Origin of the sequence: Actinomadura logoneensis (assembly GCF_003428695.1) — a bacterium.
Classification (GTDB): Bacteria; Actinomycetota; Actinomycetes; order Streptosporangiales; family Streptosporangiaceae; genus Spirillospora; species Spirillospora logoneensis.
On sequence record NZ_QURH01000259.1, the window covers coordinates 1 to 16,345 of the forward strand.

Sequence of the window (16,345 nt, forward strand, 5' to 3'; positions counted from 1 at the left end):
GCGGCGGCCCAGCTCGCCGAGCACGCGGCCCGCGAGCGCCGGAGCGCGCCCGCCGAAGCGCGCTGAGCGGGCCCTGAGCGGGCCCGAGGCGGGCACCGGACGGGCTCTCACCGAACGGCGGACGGACGTCGGAACGGGCGTCCCAGGGGCGCCGGGCCGGGCGCGGCGGCGGGTCCCCGGCCCGGGGCACGGGCGGCGAGCTGCCAGAATGGCAGGGTGATCGAACGCTACACCCTCCCCGAGATGGGGCGCGTCTGGAGCGACGCGCACAAGTACGAGCTCTGGTGCAGGGTCGAGACCCTCGTGGTCGAGGCGCACGCCGAGGCCGGGACGATCCCGGCGGAGGTGGTGGAGCCGATCCGCAAGGCCGCGCCGCCGACGCCCGACGCCGTGCACGCGATCGAGGCGGTCACCCAGCACGACGTGATCGCCTTCCTGTCCGCGTGGGCCGACAACACCGAGCCGCGCGAGGCGGCCCGGTACGTCCACTTCGGCATGACCTCGTCCGACCTGCTGGACACCGCGCTCGCGCTCCAGCTCGTCGAGGCCACCGACATCCTGCTCGCCAAGGCCGACACGCTCGTCGCGACGCTGCGCGACCACGCCCTGGCGCACCGGGACACCCTGCGCGTCGGCCGCACGCACGGCATCCACGGCGAGCCGGACGTGTGGGGGCACCGCGTCGCGGACTTCGCGTTCGCGGCGGCCCGGTCCCGCGACCGGCTGCGCCGGGCCCGCGAGGCGGTCGGCGTGATGGCGATCTCCGGCGCGGTCGGCACCTACTCCAACATCGACCCGGCGATCGAGCGCGCCGTCGCCGAGAAGCTGGGGCTGCGGCCCGCCGACGTGTCGACGCAGGTCGTGATCCGGGACGGCATCTCCGAGTGGACGTCCGCGCTGGCCATCATGGCGACCGTCCTGGAGGCGATCGCGCTGGAGGTCCGGCACGGGCAGCGCACCGAGGTCCGCGAGCTGTGGGAGCCGTTCGGCAAGGGGCAGAAGGGCTCCTCGGCCATGCCCCACAAGAAGAACCCGATCATGTCGGAGCGGCTGGCGGGCATGGCGCGGATCGTCCGCGCGCAGGTCGTGCCGGTGATGGAGGGCATCCCGCTCTGGCACGAGCGCGACATCTCGCACTCGTCCACCGAGCGGATCGCGCTGCCGGACGCGGCGACCGCGCTCGACTACATGCTGAACCTCACCAACCGGCTGATGTCCGGGCTCGTGGTGGACGCCGACCGGATGCGCGCCAACCTCGACTCGACCGGCGGCCTCATCTACACCTCGACGGTGCTGTTGGAACTCGTCGAGGCGGGCATGTCCCGGGACGACGAGGCGTACCCGCTCGTCCAGAAGGCCGCGATGGAGACGTGGCAGACCGGCGTCCCGTTCCGGGAGACGCTGCGCGCGCACGCCGCCGAGGCGGGGCTCACGCTGGACGAGGGACGGCTCGACGAGGTGTGCCGCCCCGAGCGGTTCGTGGCGCGCCTGGCCCCGATGTTCGAGCGACTGGAAGCCCTGAAGTAACGAAGGAGCCGCGTATGGAAGCCGTGCTGGCCGAACTCCACGTCTACCCCCTCAAGAGCGCGGGCGGCACGGCCCTCTCCCACGCGGAGCTGACCCCTACGGGGCTCCGGCACGACCGCGAGTTCATGCTGGTCACCCCGGAAGGGCGGCATCTGTCGCAGCGCGAGCACCCGCGGATGGCGCTGCTGCGCCCGTCGTTCGACGGCGAGGTGCTGACGGTGTCCGCGCCGGGCATGGAGCCGCTGGAGCTGAAGGCGTCCGCCGCCGGGGAGCCCGTGGACGTGACCGTCCACCGCAAGCCCTGCCAGGGCGTGGACCAGGGGGACGCCGCCGCCGAGTGGTTCACCCGGTACCTGGCGTCCTCGGGTCCGGAGCGGGGCGGGCCGTTCGCCGGGTGCCGCCTGGTGCGCTTCACCGGGCGGCGGCCGACGGGCCGGGGCGGCGGCGAGGTGGCGTTCGCGGACGGCTATCCGCTGCTGGTCATCTCGGCCGAATCGCTCGCCGACCTCAACACCCGGCTGGACGAGCCGCTGCCGATGGACCGGTTCCGGCCGAGCCTCGTCCTGACCGGGCTCGGCCCGTACGGCGAGGACGGCGTTCGGCTGCTGCGCGTCGGCGAGACGGTCGTGGAGCTCGTCAAGCCGTGCGCCCGGTGCGTGATCACCACGACGGACCAGCGGACCGCCGCCCGCACCCACGAGCCGCTGCGCACGCTGGCGACCTACCGCAAGCGGGACGGGGGCCTGGTGTTCGGCCAGAACGCCGTCCCGCGCGAGCTCGGAACGCTCCGCACCGGCGACCCCGTCGAGATCCTCGAACGCGCCTGAGCCCCGGGTCACCGTCGGCCGGGCGACCGGGCTCAGGGTCTCCGGCAGTGATCAGCGGACCGACTTCAGCCGACCGTCTTCAGCCCACGGTGTGCGGCGGGCCGTGTTCAGCCGACGGTCTGGCCGGTGGGTTCGCCGTCGCGGTCGCGGATCACCGTCCGGACGACCTCGAGCACCAGTCCCGGCAGGCCGGGGACGGCGCGGACGCCCGCCTCCGGCCGCAGCGCCCCGACCAGCCCGTCCAGCGCCGCCACCGGTACGCCGATCTCGACGCCGCCCTGGTGTTCTCGTACCGTGAGGCCCCCGCCGTCCGCCGGGACGAGCAGGACCATCGCGTCGTCGCTCTGGAGCAGCAGCTCGCGGCCGTGGGCGAGGCGTCCGGGCAGGGTCTCGGCGACGCCCGCGGCCTGGAGCGCGCCGATCCGCAGCCGGATCCCGTCGCCCTCGCGCGTCCAGCCGATCTCGGGCACGAACAGCGCGCCGCTGGTCGACCCGTCCGCCTCGATCCCGGCGCGGACGGCCGCGGCGATCTCCGGGTCGGTGAGCAGCGAGGGCCGGGTGATGTCGGACACCAGCAGCGGCAGCCGGGACGCGAGCAGCCCGGTGAGGGCGGCCGAGTCCCACTTGAGGGTCACCTCGTACTCGTCCGGCGTCAGGCCCACGATCTGCAGGAACTGGACGCGGCCGTGGGGGGTGCCGACCGTCCCGAGCTCCGGGTCCTCGGCGAAGAGCAGCGCGCTGAGCGTGCAGTCGGCGCGGTCGGCCGCGATCGGGCCGTTGGCGTCCATGTGGTGGCCGGGCGCGAACCAGTTGCCGGACGAGTAGACGTACCGGGCGAGGTTCTGCATCAGGTTGACGGGCCAGACCGGCGGTTCGTCCTCGCCGTCCGGACGGGCGAGCCGGAACGTGAACTCGAAGCCCCAGCCCGACTCGTCGAGGTTCTCCGACTCCTTCTCGTACAGCTCGGACATGCCGTAGGAGACGTAGTGCCAGTGGTCGTCGCGGGGGTAGGCGCTCACGCCGTCCAGCGGGTCGGGGCCGCCCAGGCGGAAGGGGAGGACCGTTGCGAAGTGCCGCGGCGCGAGGTCCCCGTAGAGGGTTCCCAGGGCGCGGTCGATGGCGGTCCAGCCGGGGCTCTCGTCCATGAATGATCACTTTACGCAGATCCGTGCGAACTCCGGGCCATGATCAGGGGTCTCAATGATCAGTCGGCGGCGCCGGGCGGCGAGGCGGACGCGACACACCCGCCTCGGTGGTTTACTGGGGCTGCGTCCACGAGGGGGCACGACCTCCCCCAGACCTCGTGTCCCGCTCGCCCCGACGGCGACCGGACGGGAACGGGTCCTCCGTCTCCGCGTCCGGCCAGGCACCGAAATCCCGTAGTGAGGAGTCAGACGGCATGAGCATGGGCCACGAGGTCCGCTACCGCGTGCGCGGCGGTCGGCGGTTGCAGGGCACCGTCTTCGTCCAGGGCGCGAAGAACGCCGTCCTGCCGATGATCGGCGCCTCGCTGATGGCCGGCGAGGGCCGCACGGTGCTGCGCAACGTCCCGATCATCGAGGACGTACGCCGCGCCGTGGAGCTGGCCCGGGCCATCGGCGCCAAGGCCGAGCTGCACGAGGCCGAGCGGACGCTGGTGATCGACGCGTCCACGCTGGACAACCCGGTGCTCCCGGCCGAGATCGCGTCCCGGTTCCGCGGCTCGTTCCTGTTCGTCCCGGCGCTGCTGCACCGGCTCGGCGAGGCCGTGATCGAGGGCGTGGGCGGGTGCAACCTGGGCAGCCGCAACCTCGACTTCCACTACAACGGCTTCAAGCGGATGGGCGCGACGGTCACCGAGCAGGTCGGCGACAACGGCGACGGCGTCATCCACATCAAGGCCGGCAACCTGCGCGGCGCGACGCTGTACTGCGACACCCCGTCGCACACCGGCACCGAGAACCTGATCATGGCCGCGGCGCTGGCCGAGGGCACCACGCTGATCAAGAACGCGGCGCTGGAGCCCGAGGTGCTGGACAACATCGAGATCCTGCGCGCGATGGGCGCGAAGATCAGCGGCGGCGGCACCGGCTTCATCACCGTCGAGGGCGTCAAGAGCCTGACCGCGGTCGAGCACATCGTCATGCCGGACCGGATCGACGCGGGCGTCTTCGTGATGGCCGCCGCGATCACCGGCGGCGAGCTGTCGCTGGTCGGCGCGAACCTGGAGCACCTGGGCGTCGCCGCCGACAAGCTGGAGCAGATGGGCGTCGAGTTCCACCAGGAGGGCGCGGTCCTGCAGGTCCGGCGCGACCGGCCGCTGCGGCCGATCAACGTCATCACCGACGAGTACCCGGGCTTCGCCACCGACCTGCAGTCGCCGATCATGGCGCTGTCCTGCCTGGCGGACGGCCCGTCCTACATCTACGAGCGCATCTTCGACGGCCGCTTCAAGCTGGCCGACGAGCTCACCAAGATGGGCGCGAGCATCGAGGTGGACGGCAACCGCGCCAAGGTGAACGGCGCGACCCCGCTGCGCGGCGCCGAGGTCGAGGCGCACGACCTGCGCTGCGGCTCCGCGCTCGTCCTCGCGGGCCTGGCCGCCGAGGGCGAGACCACCATCACCTCGGCGTACTACCTCGACCGCGGGCACGCGCACACCGCCGAGCGCCTGTCGCAGCTCGGCGCCGACATCACCCGCGAGACCGTCTGACCTCTCCCCGAGGCCACCACCGGCCGTCCGGGACCGGGCGTCCACCGGTCCTCCGGGCCGCGAGTCCACCGAACCCCTCGGGGTGACCGGACTCATCAGCCCTTTCACGGGCCTGAGGCCGCGTCGCACCTGCTGCGACGCGGCCTTCGCATTTCGCACATTTTCGCTGGTCACGGCATTTCGTCGCGCAGGACGCCGGTACCGGGCACCTGGTGATCATCTGGTGTCGTCCACTCGGTCGCGGCGCGGCGTCCGCGGGCCGCATTCCTCACGTGCCGCAGTCGGATGATCACGGGCGCTGCATTCCGTGACGATCGGGCGGGGAACGCGCGGGGCCGTGACGGTCGGGACGGCCGTCCTGACTCGGTCCCCTGACAGCCGCGGCCACTTTCGGCCGCGCCGTGGGAAATTGACGAGGACCCGTCCTGGCCGGGCGTCGCGGGGCCCCACGGGTGACTTTCCAGAGGTGGGGGACGCCGAGTCGACCGGATTTCGGCGCGCAGGTAAACCAAACGGACGCCGCAGGGGTCTCCTCAGTACGCGAGACCTTCTGGGGAGGCCCCTTGCGGGCTTTTCGGGTCTTGTTTTTCTACTTCGGACATCCGAAGATGCTGGATCAAGACTGGCCGTATGGTGACAAGTTACTGACCAGGGGGTCGCGTAGGTTACTTTTTCGCCGCACTCTTGATTCGATTTCGCGTCTGGGCGTCACGCTGCGTCGCCCTGACCCGATCTGCCCACTGAGGAACGAATCGCACGGGAACTGCGGTGCTGGGTCAGAAGGCAGGGGCGACAAGCCATGAGTCAACCGTTGGGCGGAGCGTGCGCGAACGCATGGCCGGGACAGGGCCCCCGTCGAAAGCTTGGACGGGAAGCGAGCGGCCGATGACGGCCGCGCGGACAGGGTCGGTGGCACCCGACCTCACTATCGGTGTCGTGGGACCGCATGACCTGGTCGAGCGGGTCATGCTGATGGGCCACGGCCCCACGCCGGTGCCGAGCCGGCTGGTGGCCGCGGCCTACCGGGACGAACAGGAGGCGGCCGACAAGGTCGTCCGGCTCGGGTCTGGGGTGGACGTGTGTCTGTTCGCCAGCCCGGTGCCGTACGACTTCGCCCGCAAGGCGGGCGTGCTCACCATGCCGGCCACCTACGTCCCGCTGAACGGCGCGGCGCTCCAGGGGGCGCTGCTGCGCGCCTCGCTGGACGAGCGCTTCGACCCCGCGCGGGTGAGCATCGACGTGCTCGGGCGCGCGGAGGTCGAGGAGGCGTACGCGGAGATCAGCCTGGCCACCGACCAGGTCCATCTGCGGGAGGAGGCCGCCGGTCCGGGGACCCTGGCCGCCTTCCACGAGCGGCTGTGGCGGCGCGGCGCGACGACGGTCGCGATGACCTGCGTGCACGCGACGGCCGAGCGGCTGGAGCTGGCCGGCGTGCCGACGCTGCGGGTGCGCCCGACGGGCGCGGCGATCCGCAGCTCGCTGCAGACCGCGGCGCTGCTCGGCGCGCACCACCGGCTGGAGGAGTCGCAGCTCGTGGTCGTCCTGGTGGACGTCCCGACGCTGCGGGAGACGCCGCGCAGGGTCACCCCGCGCTACTGGCGGGACGAGCTGAAGCTCGCCCTGCACCGCGTCCTGCTCCAGGAGGCGCACCGGATGAACGCGTCGGTGTGGCCGCTGGACGACCACTCCTACCTGGTCATCGCGACGCGGGGCTCGGTCACCGCGTCCACCGAGGGGTTCCGGACGCCGCCGTTCGTGGAGCGGGTGCGCGAGGAGCTGGGCCTGGCGATCGAGGTCGGCATCGGCATGGGACGCACCGCCCACGAGGCGGAGAACCACGCCCGCGCCGCGCTCGCGCGCTCGCAGAGCTCGCAGCGCACCCAGGGCTTCACCCTGGACCGGGACGGCCGCGCGCTCGTCCCCGCGCCGCGCACTCCGCCGCGCTCGCAGCCCCAGGCCAAGCCGAAGGGCCTGGAGATCCTGGCGCGGCTGGCCGACAAGCTCGGCGACCAGGAGCAGCCGCTCATCGTGGACGCGGAGAACGCGGGCAAGATGCTCGGCGTCACCCCCCGGACGGCGCGCCGCCTGCTGCGCACGCTGGTCGAGGAGGGCCTCGCCTGGCCGCTGCCCCCGAACCGCACCCCGCAGCCGGGACGCCCGCGCCAGCTCTACCGCCTCATCGTGGAGAAACTGGGCCCCAAGACCGGCACCTGACCCGGAACGTGTGCGGCCCACCGACGCGGCGGGCCGCACACCGGGCAGGACTCACCGCGCGGGACCACGCGGGCCGCACCGCGTGGGCCGCACACCGTCGGCCGCATCGAACGATCGGGGCAGGGCCGGCCCGGGGGCGGCCCTGCGGGGTTGCGTCGGGGTCAGTTGCGGTGGGGGTAGGTGTGGGCCACGGCGAGGAAGGCGTCGTTCTCCTCCGGGGAGCCGATGGAGACCCGGGCGCCCTCGCCCGCGAACGGCCGGACGCTGACGCCCGCGGCGTCGCAGGCGGCGGAGAAGTCCATGGTGCGCTCGCCCAGGCGGAGCCAGACGAAGTTCGCCTCGGTGGGCGGGATCGTCCAGCCGTCGGCGACGAGGGTGTCGCGGACGCGGTGGCGCTCCTTGACGGTCTCGTCCACGCGCGCGAGGAGTTCGCCGGTGGCGGCGAGCGACGCGACACCGGCGGTCTGCGCGATGGAGTTCACGCTGAACGGCAGGTAGGTCTTGCGGATCGCCGTCGCGACGGCCGGGTGCGCGACCAGGAAGCCGATGCGCAGGCCGGCGAGGCCGTACGCCTTGGAGAAGGTGCGCAGCACCGCGATGTTGGGGCGGTCGAGTTCGCGGAAGAGCTCCATGCCGTCGGGGACGTCCACGTCGCGGACGTACTCGCGGTACGCCTCGTCCAGGACGACCAGGACGTGCGGCGGCACCCGGTCGAGGAAGCGCAGCAGTTCGTCGCGGCGGACGGCGGTGCCGGTCGGGTTGTTCGGGTTGCAGACGAAGACCAGCCGCGTGCGGTCGGTGATGGCGTCGGCCATGGCGTCCAGGTCGTGCGTCTCGTCCACCAGCGGGACCTGAACGCCCGTCGCGCCGGACAGGCCCACGAGCAGCGGGTACGCCTCGAACGAGCGCCACGCGTAGACGACTTCGACGCCCGGCTCGGCGACGGCCTCCAGCAGCATCTGCGAGACGCCGACCGAGCCGCAGCCGACCGCGATGTGCTCGGCCGTCACGCCGAACCGCGTTGCGATCGCCTCGACGAGCGCGGTGGCGTTGTTGTCCGGGTAGCGGTTGACGTTACGGGCCGCCTCCTCGATGGCCTTCTGCACGGACGGCAGCGGCCCCTGCGGCGACTCGTTCGAGGAAAGCTTGAAGGAACGGCCCTCCGGGGACACCACGGCCTTCCCCGGCTTGTACGCCACGAAGTGGTCAAGGACAGAGCGAAAACGGGGGGTGGTTCCCTCGGACACCGGTTCCTCCCTCAGAACGGAGCGCGTCGAGCCCCAGCTTATGGAGTCCCCGGCCGCACCCGAAGAGCGAGAACCTACGAAACGGCCGCATCCCGCATCATCCAACAAACGGCCACGATGCGGACGAACTCCCAGTCCCGCGTGTCCCCCGGCCACCAGCCGCGCCGGAAGGCGTCCTCGGCGAAGCCCGACAGGTAGTCCATGAGCGCGGGCTGCGACCGGTCCGGCACCAGGCCGCGCACCTCGGCGACGTGCTGGTCCACGGCCGCCGCGAGTCCCGGCGTCTCCGACATGCGCTCGACGCCCGCGTCCCCGATGTCGCGGACGAGCAGGCCGAGCTCCTCGAACACTTCCCCATCCATTCATCCGAAGCTAGCAATCGAGCGGCAATGCTCGCGTCACATAACCGCCTTTCGACCAGGTAAAACTTCTCGGCCATCCCATGCCTGAGCACCCCTGCGATGCTCCCTGAACCCTTGCCCGCAAGGGGCGGAGGGGCGTTCGGGCAGCTCAGTAAAGAAATGCGATCAGGCGGCGCCGAAGGGCCTCCTTCCGGAGAAGAGAAGGCGGCTTCGACGCGCGGAGAGGCCCGCGTTCCCGGCCTGGCAGGTTGTGAGATAGGACGCCTCGCGAACGGGGCTGGTCGTACCTGGGGCGGGGAGGACGGGAGGACGCCGGGCGCGGACGACGGAGATGGCCGAGGCACTTGCGCGAAGGTACTCCTCGGGCAGATAATCTACGCAGAGACTAAACGAGAGGGATCGCCATGTGGGAGTACGAGCACTCGGTCGAGACGTCCGCGCCGCGCGAGAGGCTGTGGCGCCGCTGGACCGACGTGGCGTCCTGGCCGAGCTGGAACGAGGACATCGTCCGGATCGAGATGGACGGCCACTTCGCGGTCGGCACCCGGATCGTCATGACGCCGCCCGAGGGCGACAAGGTGACGCTGCGCATCGCCGCGATCGAGCCCGGTGAGTCGTTCACCGACGAGGCGGACTGCGGCGACTTCACCATCACCACCGTCCACCGCCTGACGCCGCTGCCGGACGGCCGCACCCGCGTCACCTACCGCACCGAGATCACCGGACCGCTCGCCGACGAGGTCGGGCCCGCGCTCGGCCCGCAGATCACCGCCGACTTCCCCGACGTCCTCGCCGCCCTGGTCGCCCTCGCCGAATCCTGAAACTCGTCCTGGTCCCGGCCTTGCGATGAGCGTTCACGGGCGCGGGGACCGGATGCGCGCCCAGAACATCCGCTCCCGACGTGCTCGGAACCGCCGTGGCGGGACTACGCGGTGAAGGTGGCTCGGGCCAGGTCGTCCGGGGCGGGGCCGGGGACGGGCGCGCCCACCAGGGCGAGCGTTCCCGTCTCTGCGCACGCGGCGATGATTGGGGCCAGGCGCTCGTCGTCGGGGGCGACTGGCTCGGCGTCCAGCTCGTATCCGCTCAGCGACATCTCCGGGAAGACCACGACGCGCGCGTCCGCCGCCCGGACCGCCTCCGCATGGGCCCGCGCGTCCGCCGCCACGTCGTGGGCGACGCACCTCGGCTGCGCCACCGCGACGCTCAACGCCTGCCGCACTCCGGCCTCCCTCGCGTCGGGGTTCAAGATCATTATGGGCAGGCGGACGCGGCGGACCAGACGGTTCTCGCTTACCGGCCGCGCGCGGGCGGGGCCTCGGCGGCGCCGGACGGGCCGGGGAGGGCCAGGCACAGGGCGTCGAGCGCGGCGGCGTAGGCGTGCTCGGACGGGGTGCCGTAGCCGATCACCAGGCCGTCGCGAGGGGGCGCGGTGCTCGCGGGGTGGCGGTACGCGCCGAGGCCGTCCAGGGCCAGGCCCTGGCGGCGGGCGCCCCGGAGGGCCGCGGCTTCGGTTCCGGGCGGGAGGTCGAGGACGGCGTGCAGCCCGGCGGCGATCCCGCTGACCTGGACGTGTGGGGCGCGTTGGGCGAGGACGGCGATCAGGCGGTCCCGGCGGCGGCGGTAGATCCCGCGCATGCGGCGCACGTGCCGGTCGTACGCGCCGGACGCGACGAGGTCGGCGAACGCGAGCTGGTCCACGACGCCGGTGACCAGTTCGCGGCCACCCTTCGCCTCGGCCACGCGGCCGGCGAGACGGCCGGGCAGGACCATCCACCCGACGCGCAGCGCGGGCGACAGGCTCTTACTGGTCGAGCCCATGTAGACGACGTGGTCGGGGTCGAGTCCCTGGACGGCCCCGACGGGCTCGCGGTCGTACCGGAACACCCCGTCGTAGTCGTCCTCGATGACCAGGCCGCCGGTCGCCCGCGCCCAGTCCACGACCGCCGCCCGCCGCTCGGGACGCAGCGGGCCCCCGGTCGGGTACTGGTGCGCCGGGGTGAGCAGCACGGCCTCCGCGCCCGTCGCCGGAAGGTCCTGGACGCGCGCTCCCCCGGCGTCCACTTCGAGCGGAATCGTGCCGTGACCAGCGTGTTCGATGATGGAGCGGTGGAAGGACAGGCCGTACGCCTCCACCGCGACCGGTCCGTCCAGGATCGCGGACAGCAGTTCCAGGCCGTGCGCGAAGCCCGAGCAGATGACGATCCGGTCGGCCCGCGTCCGGACACCCCGGGCACGGGCGAGGTACTCCACGAGCGCCTCACGCAGTTCGCGCCTTCCGCGCGGATCGCCGACGCCGAACGCCTCGTTCGGCGCGGCGGCGAGCGCCCGCCGCACCGAGGCCGTCCAGTCGGCGCGCGGGAACGCGGCGGCGTCCGGCGAGCTGGGCTGGAGGTCGTGGACGGTCCGGAGGCGGCCCTTGGGCGCGGGCGGACGGGTCTGCGGCAGGGGTTGCGCGCGGCGCGCGACCCGCGTCCCGGAGCCCTGCCTGGCCGTCAGCCATCCCTCTTCGACGAGTTCGGCGTACGCCTCGGCGACGGTGTTGCGCGAGACGCCCAGGTCCACCGCGAGGGTCCGGTAGGGCGGCAGCCGACTCCCGGGCGCGAGCCGTCCGGACCGGATCGCCTCGCGCAGCGCTTCCATCAGCCGGGCGCGCAGGCCGCCCGTCCCGGTGAGGTCGAGATGCAGGTCGCTGCCCGTCCCCGGCCGCCCGTCCTGATCGGAGGGGACGGTCGGCGGGCGTCGGCCGGCCATGGCTCCCCCCGAGAATTGACCCAAGATCCTCGCGCCAGAATGCACCATTCGGGGGGTGCGTTGCGAACCTAGATTGACGGCATGACAGCGGTACGGATCCCTGAACGCATGAACTTCTCCCAGGTCGCGCCGAAGGTCTTCAAGGCCGTCCTCGCCCTGGACGCCGCCGCCCGCGACGGCCTCGACCCGGTCGTCGTCGAGCTCGTCCAGATCCGGGCGTCGCAGCTCAACAAGTGCGCGTACTGCATCGACTACCACACGGGCGACGCGCGCAAGGCGGGCGAGACCGAGGAGCGGATCTACCAGCTCAGCGCCTGGCACGAGTCCAGCCTCTACACCGCCGAGGAGCGCGCCGCGCTGGCGCTCACCGAGGCCGTCACGCTGCTCCCGCAGGGCGTCCCGGACGAGGTGTACGCCGAGGCCGAGACCCGGTTCGGTGAGAAGGGACTGGCCCAGCTCATCGCGCTGATCTTCACGGTGAACACCTGGAACCGGATGAACGTCACCACCCGCAAGACCCCCGGCACCGTCTAGCCGGACCGCCCCAGCCTCCCGCACGGGCGGCGGCCGGACGCCCCGGCCGCCGCCCGTTCCCCTTCCTATACTCGAACAGGCATTCGAACTGGAGAGTCGGCATGACCGCCCTTGCCCCGTCCTCGACGTCCCCCGAACGCTCGGCCGTCAGGGGATGGCTCGCCGTCGTCGCCGTGACGATCGGCGTCTTCGCCCTGATGACCTCCGAACTGCTCCCCGTCGGGCTGCTCACCCCGGTCGGCTCCGCGCTGAAGGTGTCCGAGGGGACCGCCGGCCTGATGGTGACCGTCCCCGGCCTGGTCGCCGCGTTCTCCGCACCGCTCGTGACCGTCGCCACCGGACGGATCGACCGGCGGATCGTCCTCGCCGTCCTGGTCGGGATGGTCGGCGCGGCGAACCTGGCGTCCGCGTTCACCAGCGAGTTCGCCGTCGTGCTCGCCGCGCGCTTCCTCATCGGCATCAGCGTCGGCGGCTTCTGGTCCCTCGCCGGGGGCATCGCGCTGCGGCTGGTCCCCGAACGGCAGGTCGCGATGGCCACCGCCGTGATCTTCGGCGGTGTGGACACCGCGTCCGTCCTCGGCGTGCCGCTCGGAACCCTGGTCGGCGACCTGTCCGGTTGGCGCGTCGCGTTCGCCGTCGTCGGCGGCCTGGGGCTGCTGTCGCTGGTCCTGATGGCCGCGCTGATGCCGAACGTCGCGCCCGAGCGGACGATCCGGTTCGGCGACCTGCCGCGCGTGCTGCGCGGGAACGCCACCGTCCGCGTCGGGATCGCGATGACGTTCCTGGTCGTGACCGGCCACTTCACGGCCTACACCTTCGTCCGGCCGCTGCTGCTGGACGACGGGGTGGAGCACTCGATGATCAGCGCACTGCTGCTGGCCTTCGGCGTCGCCGGGATCAGCGGCAACTTCATCGCCGGGGCGCTCATCGGCAGGCGGCTGCGGCAGACCGCCCTCGGCATCGCGGTCGTCATCCCCGCCGCGATGCTGCTGCTGACGCTGAACGGCGTCGGCGTCGTCACGGCCGCCGCGATCCTGGTCCTGTGGGGCCTCGGCTACGGGGCCGTCTCCGTGACGTTCCAGACCTGGATCCTCAAGGCCGCACCGGACGACACCGAGGCCGCGTCCTCGCTGTACGTCTCGATGTTCAACCTGTCGATCGCCCTCGGCGCGCTCTTCGGCGGCCTCGCGGTCGACCACGCCGGGACGGGCAGCGTCCTGTGGATCGGCGGCGGACTGACCGTCCTCGCCGTCCTGCTGCTCACCGCCCGGCCCGCCGGGCCAGAAGCCGCGAAGACTACGCCTTGAGCCGGGCCAGCAGCTCCGCGAACACCGGACGCGTCACATGCAGATGCGGCCCGTCCGGATCCTTGGAATCCCGAAGCCCGACCTCCGGAGCCAACGCAGCGACCTCGACGCACTCGCCACCCTCGCCAGATGAGTAGGTGGACTTGCGCCACTGGGGAACGAGATGGTTCACAGAGCCTCCATGAGCGTCCCGATCAGCCTCTCGGTCTCGCCTGCGGAGCCTGCCGCAGCACGAGTGAGATCCAACGCTACGCGCATGCGGTGAAGGATCACAGATTCCTGGACGAGGTGCCCGAAGCCGAAGCCGGCCTCCGTCCAGCCAACGGGAGACCCCTCGACGTAGTTGAGCAGGGTGTATCCACTTGAGACGAAGACACCCGCGCCGTTCGGTATGGCTTCGATCGAGATGTTGGGCCTTCTGCCCATCTCGATGAGATGGGCGTACTGCGCCTGCATGACATCCCGACCGCCGATCAGCTCGCGCAGGGCGGCCTCCTTGATCAGCGCTACGACGAGCGGCGCTTCCTCTCCCTCCAACAGTTCCTGCCGCCGCATGCGAGTCGCCACCGCCTCGTCACGATCCTCTGTGTGCGGCGTCTGACTCATGAGCGCCCTGGCATACGCCTCGGTCTGGAGAAGACCGGGAATGTAGCCGTACTGGAAGTTGTAGATGATCGCGGCCTGCTCTTCCTGCACGAGGTACTGGTCGAAGCGCGCAGGCAGGTACATCTCGCGGCTGATCTGGTGGCACTGCTCCTCGAAGAAGTCGACGCCGTAGAACTTGTCGAGGCGCTGGCTGACGTCCTCGCCGGGGAGCCTGCGCAGGGTCTCGATGGCCGAGATGAGTTTTCCGGAGACGATGCAGGCGCGGCCGACCTCGGCCTGGCTGTGTCCGGCTTCGGTGCGAAGCCGCTTGAGCCTGCGGGCGTAGACCGCCCACGCGCTCTCGTGCGGGTTGAGGATGTGGCATTCGCTCTGCTTGTCGGGCATGTCGTGGCTCCTTTGCTACACCGACCCCGTGGCAGCGAACACTCTTCCGACCGGCACTCCGTGTCGGGAGAGTAGTGGTGAGATCACGCACAGTTCCAACTACTCCCCCGACCTCGGAGGGTGCCGATGTGTGACGACACGACTCGCATCTGTGACCGTAGCCTCGATTCTCCGGTTGAGATAGCCCGTTTGGCGAAAAGGACCAGGCTTCTCGCGCTCGCCGGCGGACTCGACGACATCGGACTGCGGGCGCGGCTCGTCGAGAACGTCCTCAAGCCGACCGTCCTGCGCTGCTGGGACCCGGACACGATGGGCCGGACGGTCAGCGTGACGTGCGAGCGCTCCTCGGACGGCCGCTGGCGGTTCTGGCTGCATCCGGGCCCGCAGCCGCTCGACCTGCCGCAGCCGCGCGGCGGTGTCCCGGCGCTCCCCGGCGTCCAGCCGTTCCACGTCGTCCTCGCGCGCAGCGACCCGTGGGCGATGGGCGGCGGGGTGCTGCTCGGGGACGCGCAGGACATCCGCGAGCCGGACGACGCGCTCGAAGCCGCGCGTGCCATCGCGGCGGAGCTGGGCCGATGGGGCTGAGCGGCGGGCCGCTCGTCCGGCCGTCCGACCTGGACGCCTGGCGGGCCCGCCGCCTCCTCTGCCGTCTCGGGCGTGACCTGCGCGAACGTGGCTGGCGGGCCGATCCGCGCACGTTCGAGTTCCCGCCGATGCTGCGCGTCCGGGCACCGGAACTGGCCTCGGTCGGCGAGACCGTCACGGCCGTCCGGCACGTGGACGGGTGGTGGTTCCGCACGTCCGGCGGGCGGAACATCGCCCACGCCACCGACACCGCGTCCGCCGCCGGGACGATCGACGCGCTGCTGCGGCCCTGGCTCGACGCCATCGAGCGGCAGCGCTGAACGCGGACGTCAGGCCGTGTGCTTGGCGACGAAGTCGGCGACGGCCTCCCGCATCTGGGTCAGGCCCGGCTCTTCCATCGGATAGTGGCCCGCATTGTCGAGCATGACCGTTTCGACCGGCACCTTGGCGATGCGGGCCACGAAGGGCTCGCTCAGGTGGAGCGGCGTCCAGCGGTCCATGGCGGGCTGGGTCAGCAGGACGGGACACGCGTCGAAGTCCTCGGGCTCGACCTCGGGCGTGTAGTTCATGTAGCCGTCCAGGAACCGAAGGCTGACCCAACTGGCGGCGGACGTCCGGTCCCGCATGAAGACCTTCATGGCGCGGGGGTCGTTGGCGAGCGCCGACATCTTGGACGCCAGGCTCATCGGATACCTCACGGCCGCGAGCGGCGTCCGGGCCAGCCGTTCGATGATCGGCGCACCGACACGCGCGGTCAGCCTGTCGTGCGCCGTCTCGTCCCGGACCCGCCGGTCACGCTGGTCGAGGAAGGCCATGCCGACGATGCCCGCGACCGTCCCGCGCGGGGCCCTCGCGGCGACCTGGTAGGTGAGCATCCCGCCCGCGCTCTGCCCGTACAGGATGATCGGCCGGTCGTCGCGGGCGCGCTCGTGGAGCAGGAAGTCCACGACGAGCCGAACCCAGTCGTCATAGGAGAAGGTGGTGCCGGACTCCACCTGCGTGAGGCCGAAGCCGAGGTTGTCCGGCGCGACGGTCTCGTAGCCCCTCTGCGCCAGCGGCGCGCCGAGGATGAGCGAGAGCTGGCGTCCGTTCGTGCCGAGTCCGTGCAGCAGGACGACCTTGGCCTTCGCGTCAGGCTTGGGATAGCGGTCGAGATGGACGCGGTGCCCGCGCCAGTCCCAGAAGTCCTCCTCGGGCGCGGTCTCGTCGGTCAGGCGCAACCGCTCCGGCAGGAAGCACTGCAATTCACGCCAGGCGCGCTGATCCCGATAGAAAGCGGGCTTCCCACCCATACCGGCCCCCTCCGAAC

Annotated in this window: 17 protein-coding genes; 9 read left to right on the top strand and 8 right to left on the bottom strand. The window is 71.8% G+C overall.

The window, feature by feature from the left end; genetic code table 11:
- The first annotated feature begins 216 nt into the window (after window positions 1–216).
- Both purB and DZF91_RS15345 read left to right on the top strand, forming a co-directional pair.
- Window positions 217–1,527, top strand: coding sequence for an adenylosuccinate lyase (gene purB, locus DZF91_RS15340; RefSeq protein WP_117358150.1), 1,311 nt, complete (start codon window positions 217–219; stop codon window positions 1,525–1,527).
- 14 nt (window positions 1,528–1,541) lie between these two features.
- Entirely contained in the window at window positions 1,542–2,354 is an 813-nt protein-coding gene (locus DZF91_RS15345) for an MOSC domain-containing protein (RefSeq protein ID WP_117358151.1), read from the top strand.
- Window positions 2,355–2,461: 107 nt separating this feature from the next.
- Here the strand turns inward: DZF91_RS15345 and DZF91_RS15350 are convergent, their stop codons facing one another.
- A complete protein-coding gene (locus DZF91_RS15350) occupies window positions 2,462–3,499 on the bottom strand; it encodes a suppressor of fused domain protein (protein WP_117358152.1) in 1,038 nt (345 codons plus the stop codon).
- A 260-nt stretch (window positions 3,500–3,759) separates the two neighbouring features.
- Between DZF91_RS15350 and murA the strand changes: the two genes are divergently transcribed.
- Entirely contained in the window at window positions 3,760–5,046 is a 1,287-nt protein-coding gene (gene murA, locus DZF91_RS15355) for a UDP-N-acetylglucosamine 1-carboxyvinyltransferase (protein WP_117358175.1), read from the top strand.
- Window positions 5,047–5,997: 951 nt separating this feature from the next.
- Window positions 5,998–7,260, top strand: coding sequence for a GTP cyclohydrolase IIa (locus DZF91_RS15360; protein ID WP_158587954.1), 1,263 nt, complete (start codon window positions 5,998–6,000; stop codon window positions 7,258–7,260).
- 161 nt (window positions 7,261–7,421) lie between these two features.
- Here DZF91_RS15360 and hisC read toward each other — a convergent pair whose 3' ends face one another.
- Window positions 7,422–8,507, bottom strand: coding sequence for a histidinol-phosphate transaminase (gene hisC / locus DZF91_RS15365; RefSeq protein WP_117358154.1), 1,086 nt, complete (start codon window positions 8,505–8,507; stop codon window positions 7,422–7,424).
- 74 nt (window positions 8,508–8,581) lie between these two features.
- Window positions 8,582–8,857, bottom strand: coding sequence for a DUF6401 family natural product biosynthesis protein (locus DZF91_RS15370; RefSeq protein WP_117358155.1), 276 nt, complete (start codon window positions 8,855–8,857; stop codon window positions 8,582–8,584).
- A 416-nt stretch (window positions 8,858–9,273) separates the two neighbouring features.
- On the opposite strand from DZF91_RS15370, the gene DZF91_RS15375 reads away from it, so the two are divergent.
- Window positions 9,274–9,690 carry an SRPBCC family protein gene (locus DZF91_RS15375; RefSeq protein ID WP_117358156.1) on the top strand — a complete coding sequence of 139 codons (417 nt, stop codon included), beginning with the start codon at window positions 9,274–9,276 and terminating at the stop codon, window positions 9,688–9,690.
- A 104-nt stretch (window positions 9,691–9,794) separates the two neighbouring features.
- Here the strand turns inward: DZF91_RS15375 and DZF91_RS42690 are convergent, their stop codons facing one another.
- Window positions 9,795–10,088: a nitrilase-related carbon-nitrogen hydrolase gene (locus tag DZF91_RS42690; RefSeq protein ID WP_268915945.1), complete on the bottom strand. Its 294-nt coding sequence runs from the start codon at window positions 10,086–10,088 to the stop codon at window positions 9,795–9,797.
- Between the two features lie 71 nt (window positions 10,089–10,159).
- Window positions 10,160–11,620, bottom strand: a complete 1,461-nt coding sequence (gene pdxR / locus DZF91_RS15385; RefSeq protein WP_199486654.1) for a MocR-like pyridoxine biosynthesis transcription factor PdxR — start codon at window positions 11,618–11,620, stop codon at window positions 10,160–10,162.
- An 81-nt stretch (window positions 11,621–11,701) separates the two neighbouring features.
- Here pdxR and DZF91_RS15390 point away from each other — a divergent pair, with 81 nt between their 5' ends.
- Both DZF91_RS15390 and DZF91_RS15395 read left to right on the top strand, forming a co-directional pair.
- The gene (locus DZF91_RS15390) at window positions 11,702–12,154 is read left to right on the top strand and encodes a carboxymuconolactone decarboxylase family protein (protein ID WP_199486655.1); all 453 of its coding nucleotides are present in this window, start codon (window positions 11,702–11,704) and stop codon (window positions 12,152–12,154) included.
- A gap of 101 nt (window positions 12,155–12,255) precedes the next feature.
- Entirely contained in the window at window positions 12,256–13,461 is a 1,206-nt protein-coding gene (locus DZF91_RS15395; protein ID WP_117358158.1) for an MFS transporter, read from the top strand.
- Here the strand turns inward: DZF91_RS15395 and DZF91_RS15400 are convergent.
- Both DZF91_RS15400 and DZF91_RS15405 read right to left on the bottom strand, forming a co-directional pair.
- Window positions 13,451–13,633 (bottom strand): DUF397 domain-containing protein, encoded by a 183-nt coding sequence (locus DZF91_RS15400; protein WP_117358159.1) that lies wholly within the window; start codon window positions 13,631–13,633, stop codon window positions 13,451–13,453. The two genes, DZF91_RS15395 and DZF91_RS15400, sit on opposite strands and share 11 nt — an antisense overlap.
- The gene (locus DZF91_RS15405; RefSeq protein ID WP_117358160.1) at window positions 13,630–14,451 is read right to left on the bottom strand and encodes a helix-turn-helix domain-containing protein; all 822 of its coding nucleotides are present in this window, start codon (window positions 14,449–14,451) and stop codon (window positions 13,630–13,632) included. The genes DZF91_RS15400 and DZF91_RS15405 overlap by 4 nt, the downstream gene beginning before the upstream one ends.
- Window positions 14,452–14,640: 189 nt before the next feature.
- Here DZF91_RS15405 and DZF91_RS15410 point away from each other — a divergent pair, with 189 nt between their 5' ends.
- Window positions 14,641–15,036: a hypothetical protein gene (locus tag DZF91_RS15410; protein WP_117358161.1), complete on the top strand. Its 396-nt coding sequence runs from the start codon at window positions 14,641–14,643 to the stop codon at window positions 15,034–15,036.
- Window positions 15,027–15,356 (top strand): hypothetical protein, encoded by a 330-nt coding sequence (locus DZF91_RS15415; protein ID WP_117358162.1) that lies wholly within the window; start codon window positions 15,027–15,029, stop codon window positions 15,354–15,356. Before DZF91_RS15410 ends, DZF91_RS15415 begins: the two co-directional genes overlap by 10 nt.
- Window positions 15,357–15,365: 9 nt before the next feature.
- Here DZF91_RS15415 and DZF91_RS15420 read toward each other — a convergent pair whose 3' ends face one another.
- Complete coding sequence (locus DZF91_RS15420; RefSeq protein WP_117358163.1) at window positions 15,366–16,328, bottom strand: alpha/beta hydrolase; 963 nt, start codon at window positions 16,326–16,328, stop codon at window positions 15,366–15,368.
- Window positions 16,329–16,345 lie beyond the last annotated feature (17 nt).

Excerpts from the sequence above, each read along its gene's own strand:
- DZF91_RS15345 (WP_117358151.1), top strand. The coding sequence starts at position 1,542 with ATGGAAGCCGTGCTGGCCGAACTCCACGTCTACCCCCTCAAGAGCGCG.
- DZF91_RS15350 (WP_117358152.1), bottom strand. The coding sequence starts at position 3,499 with ATGGACGAGAGCCCCGGCTGGACCGCCATCGACCGCGCCCTGGGAACC.
- murA (WP_117358175.1), top strand. The coding sequence starts at position 3,760 with ATGGGCCACGAGGTCCGCTACCGCGTGCGCGGCGGTCGGCGGTTGCAG.
- DZF91_RS15375 (WP_117358156.1), top strand. The coding sequence starts at position 9,274 with ATGTGGGAGTACGAGCACTCGGTCGAGACGTCCGCGCCGCGCGAGAGG.
- pdxR (WP_199486654.1), bottom strand. The coding sequence starts at position 11,620 with ATGGCCGGCCGACGCCCGCCGACCGTCCCCTCCGATCAGGACGGGCGG.
- DZF91_RS15390 (WP_199486655.1), top strand. The coding sequence starts at position 11,702 with ATGACAGCGGTACGGATCCCTGAACGCATGAACTTCTCCCAGGTCGCG.
- DZF91_RS15395 (WP_117358158.1), top strand. The coding sequence starts at position 12,256 with ATGACCGCCCTTGCCCCGTCCTCGACGTCCCCCGAACGCTCGGCCGTC.
- DZF91_RS15405 (WP_117358160.1), bottom strand. The coding sequence starts at position 14,451 with ATGCCCGACAAGCAGAGCGAATGCCACATCCTCAACCCGCACGAGAGC.
- DZF91_RS15415 (WP_117358162.1), top strand. The coding sequence starts at position 15,027 with ATGGGGCTGAGCGGCGGGCCGCTCGTCCGGCCGTCCGACCTGGACGCC.
- DZF91_RS15420 (WP_117358163.1), bottom strand. The coding sequence starts at position 16,328 with ATGGGTGGGAAGCCCGCTTTCTATCGGGATCAGCGCGCCTGGCGTGAA.